The organism is Microbacterium lemovicicum (genome assembly GCF_003991875.1).
Classification (GTDB): Bacteria; Actinomycetota; Actinomycetes; order Actinomycetales; family Microbacteriaceae; genus Microbacterium; species Microbacterium lemovicicum.
Genome location: NZ_CP031423.1, coordinates 2,286,346 through 2,301,414 on the forward strand (window position 1 = coordinate 2,286,346; position 15,069 = coordinate 2,301,414).

14 protein-coding genes are annotated in these 15,069 nt (G+C 66.0%); 1 reads left to right on the forward strand and 13 read right to left on the reverse strand.

Annotation, left to right across the window (positions count from 1 at the left end):
* Positions 1-14: 14 nt before the first annotated feature.
* From CVS47_RS10735 to CVS47_RS10750, 4 genes are all read right to left on the reverse strand, one after another.
* Positions 15-1,016, reverse strand: a complete 1,002-nt coding sequence (locus CVS47_RS10735) for a Gfo/Idh/MocA family protein (protein ID WP_127096074.1) — start codon at positions 1,014-1,016, stop codon at positions 15-17.
* Positions 1,013-1,783: an amino acid ABC transporter ATP-binding protein gene (locus tag CVS47_RS10740; RefSeq protein WP_127096075.1), complete on the reverse strand. Its 771-nt coding sequence runs from the start codon at positions 1,781-1,783 to the stop codon at positions 1,013-1,015. The genes CVS47_RS10735 and CVS47_RS10740 overlap by 4 nt, the downstream gene beginning before the upstream one ends.
* Positions 1,780-2,565: an amino acid ABC transporter permease gene (locus CVS47_RS10745; protein ID WP_127096076.1), complete on the reverse strand. Its 786-nt coding sequence runs from the start codon at positions 2,563-2,565 to the stop codon at positions 1,780-1,782. The genes CVS47_RS10740 and CVS47_RS10745 overlap by 4 nt, the downstream gene beginning before the upstream one ends.
* Before the next feature lie 70 nt (positions 2,566-2,635).
* Positions 2,636-3,460, reverse strand: a complete 825-nt coding sequence (locus CVS47_RS10750; protein WP_127096077.1) for an ABC transporter substrate-binding protein — start codon at positions 3,458-3,460, stop codon at positions 2,636-2,638.
* 219 nt (positions 3,461-3,679) lie between these two features.
* On the opposite strand from CVS47_RS10750, the gene CVS47_RS10755 reads away from it, so the two are divergent.
* Complete coding sequence (locus CVS47_RS10755) at positions 3,680-4,705, forward strand: LacI family DNA-binding transcriptional regulator (RefSeq protein WP_241240117.1); 1,026 nt, start codon at positions 3,680-3,682, stop codon at positions 4,703-4,705.
* 28 nt (positions 4,706-4,733) lie between these two features.
* On the opposite strand, the gene CVS47_RS10760 is transcribed toward CVS47_RS10755, so the two are convergent.
* From CVS47_RS10760 to CVS47_RS10800, 9 genes are all read right to left on the reverse strand, one after another.
* On the reverse strand, positions 4,734-5,330 hold the full coding sequence (locus tag CVS47_RS10760; RefSeq protein ID WP_127097319.1) for a G5 domain-containing protein: 597 nt from the start codon (positions 5,328-5,330) through the stop codon (positions 4,734-4,736).
* A gap of 141 nt (positions 5,331-5,471) precedes the next feature.
* Positions 5,472-6,557 (reverse strand): LacI family DNA-binding transcriptional regulator, encoded by a 1,086-nt coding sequence (locus CVS47_RS10765; protein ID WP_127096079.1) that lies wholly within the window; start codon positions 6,555-6,557, stop codon positions 5,472-5,474.
* A gap of 79 nt (positions 6,558-6,636) precedes the next feature.
* Complete coding sequence (locus tag CVS47_RS10770) at positions 6,637-7,836, reverse strand: levoglucosan dehydrogenase (RefSeq protein ID WP_127096080.1); 1,200 nt, start codon at positions 7,834-7,836, stop codon at positions 6,637-6,639.
* Positions 7,833-8,981, reverse strand: a complete 1,149-nt coding sequence (locus CVS47_RS10775; RefSeq protein WP_127096081.1) for a glycoside hydrolase 5 family protein — start codon at positions 8,979-8,981, stop codon at positions 7,833-7,835. The genes CVS47_RS10770 and CVS47_RS10775 overlap by 4 nt, the downstream gene beginning before the upstream one ends.
* A 45-nt stretch (positions 8,982-9,026) precedes the next feature.
* On the reverse strand, positions 9,027-9,995 hold the full coding sequence (locus tag CVS47_RS10780) for an ABC transporter permease (protein ID WP_127096082.1): 969 nt from the start codon (positions 9,993-9,995) through the stop codon (positions 9,027-9,029).
* On the reverse strand, positions 9,976-11,535 hold the full coding sequence (locus CVS47_RS10785) for a sugar ABC transporter ATP-binding protein (protein WP_127096083.1): 1,560 nt from the start codon (positions 11,533-11,535) through the stop codon (positions 9,976-9,978). The genes CVS47_RS10780 and CVS47_RS10785 overlap by 20 nt, the downstream gene beginning before the upstream one ends.
* Before the next feature lie 36 nt (positions 11,536-11,571).
* Positions 11,572-12,729: a substrate-binding domain-containing protein gene (locus tag CVS47_RS10790; protein ID WP_241240118.1), complete on the reverse strand. Its 1,158-nt coding sequence runs from the start codon at positions 12,727-12,729 to the stop codon at positions 11,572-11,574.
* Between the two features lie 110 nt (positions 12,730-12,839).
* A complete protein-coding gene (locus CVS47_RS10795) occupies positions 12,840-13,682 on the reverse strand; it encodes a sugar phosphate isomerase/epimerase family protein (RefSeq protein WP_164734637.1) in 843 nt (280 codons plus the stop codon).
* Positions 13,683-14,383: 701 nt separating this feature from the next.
* Positions 14,384-14,998: a hypothetical protein gene (locus CVS47_RS10800; protein ID WP_127096085.1), complete on the reverse strand. Its 615-nt coding sequence runs from the start codon at positions 14,996-14,998 to the stop codon at positions 14,384-14,386.
* Positions 14,999-15,069 lie beyond the last annotated feature (71 nt).

Genomic DNA, 15,069 nt, shown 5'->3' on the forward strand with positions numbered 1-15,069 from the left:
TGGGACGAAACGGGTCAGTGGGCGCGGAGGCGCTCGATGAGCTCGAGCACGGCCAGCGCATCGTTCGGGTCGACGGGCAGCTCGCCGTCGCCGCGCAGGGTGTCAGCCAGCTGCCGGTAGAAGGCGGCGTAGTCGCCGGGAAGCAGCGGGATGTCGCGGGTCTCGCCCGTCGTGCCGAGGATGCCGGGGCGCGCTCCCCCGCCGAACCCCGCGTCGCGCGGAGAGGCGCCGCCCTTGAGGGCAGCCTCCTGTGGGTCGAGACCGTAACTGGTCCATCCCGCGGACGAGCCGAGCACGTGGAAGCGCGGACCGTTCAGCGGAGCGAGCGCGTTCATCCACAGGTGCGAGGTGACGCCCGAGGTGTGGCGCAGCGCGACGAAGACGTCGTCTTCGCTCCCGCCGCCGTCGCGTCGCACGTCCAGCTCGGCGTAGTGGCTCTCTACCGGCCCGAACAGCTGCAGCGCCTGGTCGATGAGGTGCGTGCCGAGGTCGAACAGCATGCCGCTGCCCGGGCCCTCGTTCTTCCACGCCTTCGCTTCGACGGGCTTGAACCACTCGAAGCGCGACTCGAAACGGCGCACGTCGCCGAGCGCACCGTCGGCCAGGAGACCGCGCAGGGTGAGGAAGTCGCCGTCCCACCGCCGGTTCTGGAACTCCGTCAGCGGAACGCCGGCCGCGGCCGCGCGGTCGATGAGGTCGCGGGCCTCAGCCACCGTCGGCGCGAAGGGCTTGTCGACGACCACGGCGATTCCGGCTTCGATCGCGCGGGTCGCCAGCTCGTGGTGGGTGGCGGGCGGAGATCCGATCACCACCAGATCGAGGTCGCGGGTGAAGAGATCATCGACGGATGCCACGGTCGCAGCATCCGGATACAGAGCCCTCGCCTCACCGGAGCGCTCGGCATCCGCCGTCACGATCACGTCGAGGGAGTACGCCGGATCGGCGGCGAGGAACGGGGCGTGGAAGACGCGTCCCGAGGAGCCGAAGCCGATGAGCCCTGTGCGGATGACGCTCACAGCACCTCCGACAGGAAGCGCTGCAGACGCTCGCTCTTGGGGGCGTCGAAGATCTGCTCCGGCGTGCCGACCTCGACGATCTTCCCCTCGTCCATGAACACGACCTGGTCGGCGGCGCGACGCGCGAACTTCATCTCATGCGTGACGACGAGCATCGTCATCCCGCGCTGGCCGAGGCCCGCGAGCAGGTTCAGCACGCCCTTGACGAGCTCGGGGTCGAGCGCGCTGGTCACCTCGTCGAAGAGCATGACCTCGGGCTCCATCGCGAGCGCGCGGGCGATCGCGACGCGCTGCTGCTGACCGCCCGACAGGTCGCGCGGCCGGTGATCGGTGCGCTCTGCGAGGCCCACCTCGGCGAGACGCTGGTGCGCGATACGTCGCGACTCGCCCTTCGACATGCGCTTCACGTTGCGGAGGGCGAGCGCCACGTTCTCGAGCGCCGTGTGGTCGGGAAAGAGGTTGAAGTGCTGGAAGACCAGTCCGATGCGCGAGCGCAGCACATCGGGCTTCACCTGCAGCGCGCTCTCGCCGTGGATGAGCACGTCGCCGCTCTTGGGCTCGTGCAGGCGGTTGATGCCGCGCAGCATGGTCGACTTGCCGGAACCCGAGGGTCCGATCACGCAGGTCGTTGTGCCGGGGGCGACCGTGAGGCTGACGCCGCGCAGCACGTCGACGGGCCCGTAAGCCATGGTGAGGTCTTTCAGCTCGAGGCTGGAGCCCTCGTAGATGCGGCCGTCGACGACGGGCATGGGTGAGGTGTAGGTCATGTGTTGCTCCCGAGGGTGACGGGGATGGGGGTGACTTCGTCGACCTCGTCGAGGCCGCTCTTGGGCGGCGTAGCCTTGCGGCGTCCGGTGCGGAACCGGTCGTCGAAGTAGTTCACGAGGTGCGTGAGCGGGACGGTGATCACGAGGTAGAAGAGGCCGGCCAGCACGAGCGGCGAGAGGTTGCCGGTGAGCACCGCGGCGTCCTGTCCGACGCGGAACAGTTCACGCTCGCTGACGAGCAGACCGAGGAAGTAGACGAGGCTCGAGTCCTTCACGATGGCGATGAACTGGTTCACCAGCGCCGGCAGAACCCGGCGGATGCCCTGCGGGATGACGACGAGGCGCATGGCCTTGCCATAGCTGAGCCCGAGAGCGCGGCAGGCCTCGAGCTGTCCACGGTCGACGCTCTGGATGCCGGCGCGGAAGATCTCGCCGATGTACGCCGAGGCGATCAGGCTCAGCGCGAGGATGCCGAGCGGGTAGGGCGACGGTCCGAAGATGTCCTGGCTCAGCCGGGCGAATCCCTGCCCGATGAGCAGGATCGTGAGGATCGCCGGAAGCCCGCGGAAGATGTCGGTGTACACCCGAGCGGGTGTCCGCAGCCATCGCGACGGGGAGATCCCCATCACCGCGACGATCATGCCGAGCACGATGCCGATCACGGTGGCGGCGGCGGAGATCACGAGGGTGTTGACGAGGCCGGTGCCCAGCAGCTGCGGGAACACCGCCACCATCGCGTCGAAGTTCAGGAAGGTGTTCTTGAGTTGGTCGAGCCAGTCCATGGGTCGCCTCTCGGGTCAGTGGGTGGGTGAGGGCGGATGCCGCGGCGACAGCGCCCTCACCCGGACGGTGTCAGGACGACGGGGTCGGCGACGCGGTGCGCTCGCTGGAGGGCAGGTACTGGTCGGGCATCGGCGAGCCCGGGAACCACTTCTGGTAGAGCTCCTTCCAGGTGCCGTCTTCCATGGCGGCGGCGAGACCCTCGTTGAGCGCCTCGCGGAGCGCGTCGTTGCCCTTGGCGACGGCGAAACCCGCCGGCGCGTCGAACGACGGGATGTCCTCGACCGAGACGAGCCCGTACTGCTCGATGTACTCGCGGGTCGACTCGTAGTCGAGGAAGTGCGCGGCGATCGTGCCGTTGTTCAGCGCGGCGATCGCGGCGTTGTTGTCGGGGAAGCGCACGAGGTCTGCACCCGGGAAGTTGTTGACCGCGTAGGTCTCCTGCAGCGTGCCCTGCACGACGCCCAGGCGCTTGCCGGCCAGGTCGTCGCTCGACTTCACGTCGCTGTCGGGCGTGCTGAGGATCGTGAGGTAGCCGGCGAGGTAGCCCTCGCTGAAGTCGACGGTCGTCTTGCGGTCGTCGGTGATGCCGATCGCGGCGACGCCCACGTCGTACTGCCCGTTGGCCACGGCGGCGAGGAGACCGGAGAAGTCCTGGCCCGTGAACACGACGTCGTCGATGCCCTCGCGGGCTGCGACGTCCTTGAACAGCTCGATGTCGAAGCCGCTGAACTCGCCGCTCGCGTCGGTGAACGCGTAGGGCTTGATGTCACCGACGCTGGCGACGCGGATCTGGCCGGGCGTGATGAGGCCGTAGGGGTTGTCCTCGCCGCCGGCGGAGGACGATGCTCCTGCACCGCCGCTGCAGGCGGAGAGGGCGAGCACTGCCGCTGCCATGGCGGCCGCGATGGGAATGATGCGTTTCTTCACAGCTGTCCGTTCGATTGAGTGGTGCTCGGGGGTGGTGGGTCCGGTCTCAACCGATTAGATTGAGACCGGTCTCACCTGCTTGAGGTAGGAAGCTACCCCGCAATGCGAGAAGGTGTCAAGAGACTGTTCAGACGAATGGAATGGAGCTCGATGAGCGAGATGGCGAGTCGCAGGCGCGAAGTCACTGTGAGCGACGTGGCCCGCGAGGCCGGTGTCGGCAAGGCGACAGCGGCGCGCGCGCTGGGCGGTTACGGCGCCGTCAGCGAGGCCGTGCGCGACCGCGTCATGGCCGCCGCCGAGCGCCTGGAATACCGCCCGAACGAGCTCGCCCGCAGCATGAACACGGGCAAGTCGAAGACCATCGGCGTCATCGTCGGCGACATCGAGAACGGCTATTTCGGCCTCGCGATGAGGGGCATCTCCGACGCCGCGAAGGCAGCCGGATACGACGTCATCCTCATCAACACGTCGGAGAACGTCGAGGCCGAGATCGACGCCGTGCGGGTGCTTCTCGACAAGCGGGTGGACGGGGTGATCGTCGCGCCGGCATCGTCGTTCGAGACAGATCATCTGCACGACGTGCACGCCTCAGGCCGGCCAATGGTGCTGCTCGACCGCCACGTCGACGGCCTGGATGTGCCCTCCGTCGGGGTCGACATCGCCGTCGCCGCCCAGGATGCCGCGGCCTCCCTGCTCGCCGCAGGTCACCGTCGCATCGCCTTCGTCACCGCCCTCGCGTCCGACGAGTCGTGGGCGCCCGGGCAGCCTCTCGCAGTGTCATCGGTGACCGATCGCCTCGCCGGCATTCAGGCCGCTCTGACAGCGTCCGATGTCGAGCCCGACACACTTCTGGTGCGTTTCGGCGCGATCGGCATGCCCGCCGTGACGGCGATCATCGACGAGCTGCTCGCGCTCCCCCAGCCGCCCACCGCGATCCTGGCTTCCGACAGCGTCATCGCCCTCGACATGCTGCGGGTGCTTCGCTCGCGCGGTATCGAACTCCCCCGCGACCTCTCCTTCGTCATGTTCGACGATTTCCCCTGGACCGAACTGGTCGCCCCGCCCCTGTCGGTCGTCTCGCAGCCGATCTACGACGTCGGGCTGGCCGCGGGGCGCAAGCTGGTGCGGCTGCTCGCGGGAGCGTCGGGCGAGGAGGCGGAGCTGCTGGCTGCGCGGTTCATCGAGCGTGGTTCCGTGGGGGTGGTCGGCTGACGGAAGCGATTGGGATTATGCGGGCGTTTCAACGCTCGCACGCGAGCCCGTCGCCATCCCTGTCGAGGCCGTAGATATCGGACCCGACCACGCGGGCGACGCCGTCCAGGTACGCCGGCCCGTTACCCGAGCCCCCTGCGCAATCCACATCGCTCGCGATCGGCACGCACGCGTCCGCATAGTTCGGATCGCACTCTGCAGTTGGTGCAGGCGGCGCAGGCGGTGGAGGCGGGTCGTACACGCCGACCGACACAACCTCCGCGACGGGTGCGACGGCGACCACGTCCGACGTCAGCTCGCGAGCGGTCTCCACGCCGTCCACAAGTGTGACCGTGTACGTCAGCGCACGCTCCCCCGCCTGTCCGACAACAGAGACCACGGTCTCGCCGCGAGGAAGGTTGCCGTCCTCGACCGACGTCTGCTCGAAGGCGATCGCCTCGGTGACCGTCTCCTGTCGCTGCGTTATGACCGGTGTCGGAGTGGCCGTCGGAGTGACGCGAGCGGCGGCAGTCGGTTGAGCGTCCGTCTGCGCGAATCGAGCAGCTTCCTTTTCCGGCACTTCTGCGCTGCTCGATCGAGGCGCAGAGGTCGCGCATCCCACCGCGATGACGGAGATCGTGAACATGGCCACGCACAGCAATAAAAAGCGGATGAAGGATCTCCGCATTCGGCTTGAGTGCAGCCCTGAAGCTCTCCGCTCCGCGACGAGACCACCGTTATTCTTGCGCTCAAAAGCGAACATCTTTCCCCCGCACCCCAGCTCCCGCTAGCGCCCTTCACGCATCGCGCGTCGAGGAGAAGCTGGCACCACGCTCCGACGAACCACAAGCGTTGGCGCGATGGGCTCGCGATCCACCTCGCGCCCGCCAATGGCGCCCAGCAGCACCTCGATGCTCGCGTGAGCTAGCGCTGTGAAGTCCTGTCTCACCGTCGTCAAGGGGGGCAGGAAATAGTCGGAGCCGAAGATGTCGTCGTATCCGACGACGCTCACGTCCTCTGGCACCCGTATGCCCGACTCGGTGAGAGCCCGGATCAGGCCCAATGCCGTGTGGTCGCTGGCGGCGAAGATCGCTTGCGGCACCGTTCCATCGCGCGCCATGCGCAGGCCCGTCTCGTACGCCCATTTCGGGGTCCAGTCGCCCTCGAGGCATAGGCCCGGCTCAAGTCCGGCATCCCGCAATGCCCCTTCCCAGCCGCGTCGGCGTACACGGCCGTCGAACCACTCCATGGACCCAGCCAGGTGCGCGATGTCTGTGTGGCCGAGGTCGATGAGATGTTGTGTGGCCAGACGGGCGCCGAGCTCCTGGTTCTCCGAGTAGGTGAACAGACTCGGCGTTGACGAGACTCCCGCGGCAATCATCTCGACCGGCACGAGGATCGTGGCACCACGCACCGCATCGGCCATGCTCAGGACCGGCGCGATGACGATAATGCCGTCGACCTCGATGTCGTCGAGGCTCTCGAGCGCCTTCGCGACGGACTCCTCATACGGTTGCTCGACGGTGATGACAGTCGTGAAGTAGCCCTTTTGGCGAGCAACCTCTTCGAGAGCGATCAGCGTGCCGACGGGACCGAAGCGCGCGGAGCGGTCGGCAAGGATGCCGATGGCGGTGGATTTGTTGGTGGAGAGGGCGGTGGCCGTCCGGCTGCGACGGTAGCCCAGGTCTTTGATGAGCTGTTGGATGCGCGCCCGTGTCTTAGCGTTAACATCCGGGGCGTCGTTCAACACGCGCGAGACGGTCTGGTAGGAGACGCCGGCGGCGGACGCGACGTCGTTGATGTTCACTTTCCGTGGTCGCGACGATGGCGAGGGGGTCGCCGCCTGCGCGGTGTTTCCGGATGGGTTTTGCATGCCCGCCTTGCTCTCGTGGCACTTCACTCCGCTCCCGCATGACAGTGGCCATGCGGGAGCGGAGCTGATGACGTTGTGGTCAGCCTGCGGTCATCCGAGTGGCCCTCGATCGGTCGACCTCGGGAACGCTCGTCCAGGCGCCGCTTTCTGCGGACTCTAGGATGGCATGCTCCACGAGCGCCACCTGATACCCATCGGCGAAGTTCGGTCGCACCTCGCCGCCCGTGGCGATCGCCGTGAAGAAGTCATTCGCCTCGATGATCTTGGTCTCGCCGTAACCGATTCCCAGTGCCGGGATGGGCCAGAGCGCGTGGCCGTTCGGGTGGTTCGGCCCGGTGTAAACCGTGCGGAAGCCACGTCGATCGCCTTCATCGGAGCGGAAGCAGACTTGCAGCTCGTCCCGATTCTCGTAGTTGAAGGCGATCGAGCCTTCTGTGCCGTGGATCTCCAGGGTGATGAAGTTGTTTCGGCCCCACGCGTTTCGCGTGGCCTCGAGAGATCCGACCGCGCCACCCCTGAACTTCACGAGCGTCATCACCTCGTCATCGACATCCACCGACGCGCGCGGTCCGGAATCGACCTTGGCGTTGCCGAGCGAGTCCGACCCACTCGACTGAACGGGCCGGTCCTTGATGTAGGTCTTCGTCAGAGAAGTGACCTCGGCGATATCGCCGACCAGGTAATGGGCAAGATCGATGACGTGACTGAGAATGTCACCGACTGCCCCGGACCCTGCCACGGCCTTCGTGAATCGCCAGGAGAGCGGGGAGTTCGGGTCGGCTGACCAGTCCTGGAGGTAGGTGCCGCGGAAATTGAGAATGTCTCCGATCGCCCCCTCCTCGATGTACTTCTTCGCCAGTGCGACAGCTGGGGTCCTGCGGTAGTTGAAGGCGACCATGTTCACTGTCTGCGATTCGAGCGCGACGCGGTGCATGCGCTCGGCGTCCTCCAGCGTGTGGGCGAGCGGCTTCTCGCAGATGACGTGCTTGCCGGCCCGAAGAGCCGCGATCGCCATCTCGGCGTGCAGGTTGTTCGGGGTGGCGATGTCGACGACGTCGATGTCCGGGTCATCGATAATGGACCGCCAGTCGCTGGTGGAACCGGCGAAGCCGAAGCGGGTGGCGGCGTCGGCCGCGAGTTCGGGCGTCGCCTCGGCGATCGTGTGCTTGACCGGCATTACATCGGCGGGCCAGAAGAACATCGGCACGCCCGCGTACGCCAGGGAGTGCGCTTTGCCCATGAACCCGCCCCCGATAAGGCCGACGTTGACCTTCTTCACGACTTGTTCCCTTCTGCGGAGCCGGCGATCGCTGATTGCGCTGCCGCGTTGGCATCGCGCACCTGATCGGTCATTTCGGAGTAGAACTCGTCGTTCGGGTCCTTGATGCCCCATCCGCGCCCGAGGTTCTCGATGTAGCCGCACCAGTGCCAGCCAATGATCCACGGCTCCGCGACGACCTTCGCCAGACCGTTCGCATAATCCCCACCGCGTTCGGCCTGTGTCTCCATATCGCTAGTGCGATGCGGATTCATCTGTGTGGGCACCCAGTTGCCGATGTCGGCGATGACCACCGGCTTGCCGGTCAGCTCGTGCCAGCCACGCAGATCCTCGATCATCGTGGTGTACTCGTCGTCGGTCTTGCCTGTGAAGTACTGGACGGAGAGCACGTCGACGTAGGGGGTCATCGCCCGCAGCGCGGCCTCGGGAATCCCCTTGTTGCCGTTGTAACGGTCCCCCAGGATCAGGTGGTTCGGGTCGTAGCGGCGGATCGCCTCTGTGACCGTCTTGTAGTACTGAGTCGCCACGTCGAACAACTTCTTGTCGTGCTCCTCCGGGGTGAGCCCTTCGAAACCGGGCCAGAAGCGACCCGACGCGTGCGGCAGCCACGAGGGAATGTCGACCAGGAAGTAGCCGATCAGGTTCGTGCTGTCCTTGTGGTCGGACACCATCCGGCGGGCGATCCAGTCGGCGTACTTCTGGAAGTCTTCGCCGTAGACATCCCGGAATGCCGGATGGCCGTTCCAGTCCTCGATCTCCTGCACGCGGATCTGCACGACGTAGGGCATCCCGGCGCTCAGGAGGTGATCGTCGGGCCACGGGGAGGAGTGACCGAGGTCGACGGGGTCACCGAACCAGTCGAGGGCTTCGCCCCAGCCGCCGCTGATGTACTGGGAGGTCCAGCCGATCGTGTTGAAGTTCAGGTCCTGGAGGTCGCGGACGACGCCCTTGGTCCAGGCCTTCCGGCTGGCGTATTTCCGGTCGAATACTTCGACGTTGTGCGGGTAGCGCAGGTCGCTGTCATCGAGATGGTTGATGGCCAACGAGATGAACGGCTCGCCGTTCGGGTCGATGAAGCTCCACCGGCCGCTCTCGTTCGCCTCGACCCGGAAGAAGCTTTGGGCGTCAGTTGATTCGGAAGACATCGTCTTCGATTCCCTTCGTTATTGCGTTGGTTACGGGGAGGGCTGCTATTTCTTGCTGAGCGAGACGGCGGCGATGATGATGATCCCCTTGATGATCTGCTGCACGGAGGAGTCCACCCCCATCAGCACGAGGCCGTTGTTCATGATCCCGATGATGAGCGAGCCGGCCAGCACTCCGACCACAGTGCCGCGTCCGCCGAAAAGGCTGACGCCGCCGAGAATCACCGCGGCGATGACATCGAGTTCGAGGCCGACGCCGACGTCGGGTCGCGCGGCGTGCGCCACTCCGGTGAACAGAATTGAGGCGACCCCGACGAGGGCTCCGGTGATGACGAACGACTGGATGATCGTGCGCCGGGTGTTGACCCCGGTGAAGCGGGCGGCCTGCGGGTTGCCGCCGGTGGCGAAGACGCGAAGCCCGAAGACGCTCTTGTGGAGGAGGAGAACGCCGATGACGACGATCGCCACCGTCCAGACGACGGCGATCGGGATGCCGAGCACGCGGCTGTCTCCGAAGATCGCGAAGTAGCTCGGGTTGGTGATCAGCACCGGCCGCGTGTCGGTGATCAGCAGGGCGATGCCCCGGGCGATGCCCAGCATGCCGAGTGTCACGAGAAAGCTCGGCACGCCGAGCTTGACGGTGATGTAGCCGTTGGCGAAGCCGAAGATCATTCCGACGGCGATGGCCGCGAGCGCACCGAGAAGCCAGAAATTCGAGATGTACTGCATCGCGAGGGCGGCTGCCATGCCGCTGAGGGCGAAGACGCTGCCCACCGACAGGTCGATCTGCGCGTTGACGATGACCAGCGTCATCCCGACCGCGATGATCGAGACGATCGCCGTCTGCCGGCCGATGTTCGCGAAGTTGCCCGCGGTGAGGAAATACGGCGACGCGATCGAGAAGAAGACGATCAGCGCGACGAGGGCGATGTAGACGAAGTACTCGCGGATGAAGTCGCCCGCGGAGCGCCCGCCCCACCGGCGCGAGAAGACATTACTGGTGGTCGCGCTCATGGCTCTGCAGCACCCTTTCATTGAGTCTGGAGTAGATGTACTGATCCGTGACGTCGTCGGTCACGGGCTCGGACCGGCTCATGGTGGTCGAGGTCATGAAGCAGATCTCGTCGCAGAGCTCGTTCAGTTCGACGAAGTCGGACGAGACCACGACGATCGCGGCACCCTCCTCGGCGAAGCGGCGGATGACGCTGTAGATCTCCTGACGGGCACGTACGTCCACGCCCTGTGTCGGCTCGTCGAGAAGCAGAACCTGCATGCCCGGCTGCAGCCACTTCGCGAAGACGACCTTCTGCTGATTGCCGCCGGAGAGGGACTGCACAGGGCTGGCCATCGACGCCGCCTTGACCTGCAGGGTGTCGGCGAGACCGCGCACGAGGTTCGCGGCGGCTCGGTTGTCGACGAACCCGGCGCGGGTGAGCGATCTGCGATGGGCCAGCGTGAGGTTCCTCTGGATGGAGTGCTGAAGGATGACGCCCGAGCGATGCCGGTCCTCCGGAACGAGCGCAACGCCTGCTTTCAGCGCCTCCCAGGGGTGCTTGAATCTGACCGCCCGGCCGTCGAGTTCGATCTCGCCGGCCATCGCACGACGCGCGCCGGCGATCGTCTCGAGGAGCTCGGTGCGGCCCGACCCGATGAGCCCGGCGATGCCGATGATCCGTCCGCCGTCGGCGCGGAAGCTGATGTTCGCGAACCGATCGCCTGACAGGTCGGTGACACGGAGCTTCGGACCGGTGGTCGACCTCCTCACGGTCTCCGGGTGCGCGAATCGGTCGAAGCTCTCCTTGGGGGGGCCGTCTTCGTCGATCGCCGTGCCGCTGATCTCGCGCACGAGTGTCGCCATCTCCATCTCGGCGACGTTCTCGGTGAGAACCTTCCGACCGTCGCGGATGATCGTGACGCGATCTGCGAGCTCGAACACCTCGGTCAGGCGGTGCGTGACGTAGATGATGCCGACGCCGGACTTCTGGATGTCGCGCACGCTCTCGAACAGCAGCAGCTGGTCGGCCTTCGTCAGCGTCGAGGTCGGCTCGTCGAGCACGAGGACGCGTGCGTCTCGATGAATTGCCTTGGCGATCTCCACGAGTTGGCGGGAAGCCACGGACAGGTTCTCGACCGGCTCCTCCGGGCGCAGACGCAGTCCTAGCCCCTCTAGGAGCTCCTTCGCGACCCGGTTCATCTTCTTGCGGTCGACGAAGGTGAAGCGGTTGCGCGGCTCGTTGCCGAGGAAGATGTTCTCCGCGACCGACAGCGACGGCACGAGGCTCAGCTCCTGGAAGACCGTCGCGATGTCTGCCGGGGTCCGCTCCCGCCCGTCGATCTCGACGGTCCCCTCGTCTTGCGGCTGCACGCCGTCGAGGATCTTGATGAGGGTGGACTTGCCTGCGCCGTTCGCGCCGAGAAGTGCATGCACCTCTCCGGCCCGCAGGTCGAAGTCCACCCCCTTCAGGGCGTAGACACCGCTGAACGCTTTGCTGACGCCTTTCGCAACGAGCACCGTCTCGCTGCTCGCGTCGTTCTGGTTCGTCGGAATCGCCATCACGCCCTCCTCTTCGATGGGTTCGGCTTCTCGTCGTCAGCCGCAGACGCCGGAGGCGTCACAGGCGTCGACGACTTCCTGCGGGGGCGCCGTGCGGAAGATATCCTCGTACGACTCCAGGAGGTTCTGGGGCGTCACCGCGACCGACGGCAGTGCGACCCACGCGGGAGTCTCGCTGCCGACGAGCGCCTTCGCCGCGGCGAGTGCTTCGGCGACGCCCTGTTCGTACGGCTTCTGTGCACCGACCGCCTTGATGTATCCACCGCTGGCCATGTCCACAGCCACCTCGGTGCCGAGGTCGATGGTCGTGATGGGCACGTTGACCCCCGCATTCCGCAGCGAGGCGACCGCCTGCATCGCCGGGGCGTCCCAGATGAGGAACAGTCCCGCGACGTCGGGGTTGGCCGTCATGAAGTTCGCCGCGACCGGCCCGACCGCTCCGGTGTCGGTGAACCCGGCATCCTTCAGGGTGACGTCGGGGCGGTTCTCGGCGAACCACTCCTTCACGCGCAGAGTGCGCTGGTTGGTCGTATAGAAGTCGACCGCGAAGTCGACGATGCCCGCCGTGCCGTTCTCGGGGATGTACTCGGCGAGCGCGGCCGCCGCGATCTCTCCGTTGCCCTGATTGTCCGGCGCGATCACGGCCTGGTAGTCCTGCGGGTAGACGAGCCCATTGGCCGGCATGTGAATGAAGATGAGCTTGATCCCGGCCGCGCTCACCTTCTTGTACGCCTCGGCCGTGGCCACGTCGTCCGTCGGGATGCTGATGATCGCGTCGGGCTTCTGCGTGATGAGGTTCTCGATGTCGGAGATCTGCTGCTGCACGTCGAACTTCGCGTCGGTGACGGCGACCACCTTCACCCCGAGGTCGTCGAGGGTGTCCTGGATTCCCTGGATCGTCAGACGCGACCAGTCGATGTCCATGGTGTTCATCGAGATGGCGACGGTGAAGTCGCCGGCGGCGACCTTCGCCGTCTCATCGTCCGTGAGCTGGAGGTCGTCGACGGTGACCGGCTCTTCGCCGTTCTTGCCGAGGCCGACGATGGATGCCGGCTGGATCGCCGCGGCATCGACCGTGACGGTCTGAGCGGATCCGTCTCCGCCTCCGCTGTCGGTCGAGCATCCGACGAGGGCCATGGCGAACGCGGCGAGGAGACCTGCACCCGCGATGAAGCTGTGCTTCGTGCGCATCATTGCTGCTTCCTAAATGTTGAGCGGGCGACTGTGCCCTGGGCGATACGGGAACTGCGGAACTTCGTTGTTTCGTGCTGTTCTGTTGTGAGGTGAAGCCGGTGGGCGCTGCGTCAGCGCGGCAGCGTCGACGAGTCGGCGAGGGGGCCGTCGTCGAGATAGGCGAAGCTGCGGCGGGCGGCGTCGGCCGCGTCGCCGGCGTAGCCGTCGAGTTCGACGCCCACCCAATCGCTGTAGCCGGTGCGTACCACGGCCTGCACGACGGCGTCCATGTCGACGACGCCTTCGCCGAGGGGCATGAAGCTGCCCGTCTGGGGGTCGTAGTCCTTCAGGTGGACGTAGTCGAGGCGGTCCGCGTAGGTGTCGATGATCTGCACCGGGTCTCCCCCGCCCGCGGCGAGGTGAGCCACATCGGCGCAGAGACCGATCGAGGATGCTGCGAGCAGGGCATCGATCTGCTCGGGTGCCTCGGCGAGGCTCCCGAGGTGCGGGTGGTAGCTCGGTACGAGGCCCGCGCTACGGGCCCGGTCTGCGACCTGGTCGAGCAGCTCGGCCATGACGACGTAGTCCTGGTCCTGACGACCGGTCGAGCGGATCGCTCCCCCGCCGAGCACGAAGTGACGTGCGCCGAACTCGGCTGCCACGGCGATCGAGCGGTCGAAGCGCGCGAGCTCGTCTTCATGGGCATCGCGGTAGATGAAGTGGCCGCCCGAGTAGACGCCGGCCAGCTCCACGCTGTGCTCGTCCAGGAGGCGGCGGAAATCGTCCTTGCCCTCCCCCAGCGAGAGGAGATTGCCGTCGAAGATCTCGATGCCCGAGAAGCCCGCGGCGGCGATGGCGGCGATCGCCGGAGCCGGGCCACCGGGCGTCAAGTAGAACCCGTTCGAGATGTCGGTGACGGCGCCGGGGGTGCCGACGACCCCGCCCCATGCGTTGACCTGGTAGGCGAATTTCACTGCGATCCTCGTTCCTCGACGCTGAGTGGTGCATTTCCGTGACCGGTCACGGTGATGCCTAGCGTGACCGGTCACGGAGCGGTTGTCAAGTGGCGTGGCGGAAGAGCGCGGGGGCGTCCGGTGGGTACTGAGGCGTCAGTCGTGGGCGGCAGGGAGCGTTATGGAGCTCGACGGCGCGTATCCGCCGCGCCTCCACTATCAGTCGAGCAGCTGAATCCAGCGCCACAAGAGCGGGATGGGTCAGCCCGACGTTGTAGGTGCCTACCGATTAGCTAATTCGGAGGTTTACATCCCGTGTCAGACTCTAGGGAAGAGGCCGACTGTCGCGAATGGGAGGCATATACCCCTGGAGGGACTCGAATCCGAAAATGCGCGTTTTCGCTAGCTTCACCTGGTTGCATCTACCGACAAAATCCGCGGAATCACGCGAGTTTTCGAGAGTGCGACCGCATCGGCGAACATGCGAAAACATGCAACTGCAGATGGGATGCGGGCAAATTGCGGGCAAAAATTCCGCGCGATTCCGGGGCTAGATCGGGCATGGGCGAGACTTGTTTTTGCCCGCATCCGTTAACGCCGCAAACTCTAAGCACATTGATCAGCACATGGATGCCGAACCGCCCGAAGTGCACAAATGACAGAAATCACGGTGCGGCATGCCCGACGCCAGCTAGGCGCGCCGGACTGGCGAAATTCAATGATCAGCGGCTGACCGACGGGCCGGATGACCCCGGGCCGACGACGGGCCCCGTGGCCTGCTCGCGAAGCTGCTGTTCCCGGGCCTGGACGTAGACCTCACGCCCGGTCTCCTCATCGACAAGGCCGGCGACGCGGGCACGATTCATCATTCGCGTCGCCGTGCTGATACTGACATTGAGCTCCTCAGACACGAGCTTGAGCGGTCCGTCGTTGATCACCGATGCGAGTCGGTACAGCCTGACCGCCTCGCGCAGATTCTGGTCGTCAGAGCGGCCCTCATCCGTGCGCAGGCGCGCGATGTACTCGCCGTACGACTCGGGCGCTCCACCATCGCCGTCGATCCGTACAACTCGAGCAGCAGCCCATTGCACGATCGCCTGCACCCGGATATCGCGCAGCAGTGTCGTCGTCACCTCATCCCCCGGTCCGTCGCGGTCCACCTGAATCGACTCAGCCACCGCACGCCGCAATGCCGTGTCGTACACGATGCGCGCTCGGACCGCACCCGGAATGTCAGGAAGGCCTGTCACCACCGCGCCCCACGAGCGTGGAATGTGAACACCATCCCCCGCATCGATGATCTCCGCGTCGACCTGTTCGATGACGAGTTCGGGCATGGTGCGAGTGTGTCAGTTCGTCCCACCCTGAGCAAGCGATGACATCGGGCATTCATGGGTGTACAGTGCGT

Coding starts and splice junctions, on each gene's coding strand:
- CVS47_RS10750 (WP_127096077.1), bottom strand. CDS start 3,460: ATGGCAGCGGCAGTGCTCGCCCTCTCCGCCTGCAGCGGCGGTGCAGGA.
- CVS47_RS10740 (WP_127096075.1), bottom strand. CDS start 1,783: ATGACCTACACCTCACCCATGCCCGTCGTCGACGGCCGCATCTACGAG.
- CVS47_RS10780 (WP_127096082.1), bottom strand. CDS start 9,995: ATGAGCGCGACCACCAGTAATGTCTTCTCGCGCCGGTGGGGCGGGCGC.
- CVS47_RS10765 (WP_127096079.1), bottom strand. CDS start 6,557: ATGCAAAACCCATCCGGAAACACCGCGCAGGCGGCGACCCCCTCGCCA.
- CVS47_RS10745 (WP_127096076.1), bottom strand. CDS start 2,565: ATGGACTGGCTCGACCAACTCAAGAACACCTTCCTGAACTTCGACGCG.
- CVS47_RS10800 (WP_127096085.1), bottom strand. CDS start 14,998: ATGCCCGAACTCGTCATCGAACAGGTCGACGCGGAGATCATCGATGCG.
- CVS47_RS10775 (WP_127096081.1), bottom strand. CDS start 8,981: ATGTCTTCCGAATCAACTGACGCCCAAAGCTTCTTCCGGGTCGAGGCG.
- CVS47_RS10785 (WP_127096083.1), bottom strand. CDS start 11,535: ATGGCGATTCCGACGAACCAGAACGACGCGAGCAGCGAGACGGTGCTC.
- CVS47_RS10790 (WP_241240118.1), bottom strand. CDS start 12,729: ATGATGCGCACGAAGCACAGCTTCATCGCGGGTGCAGGTCTCCTCGCC.
- CVS47_RS10760 (WP_127097319.1), bottom strand. CDS start 5,330: ATGTTCACGATCTCCGTCATCGCGGTGGGATGCGCGACCTCTGCGCCT.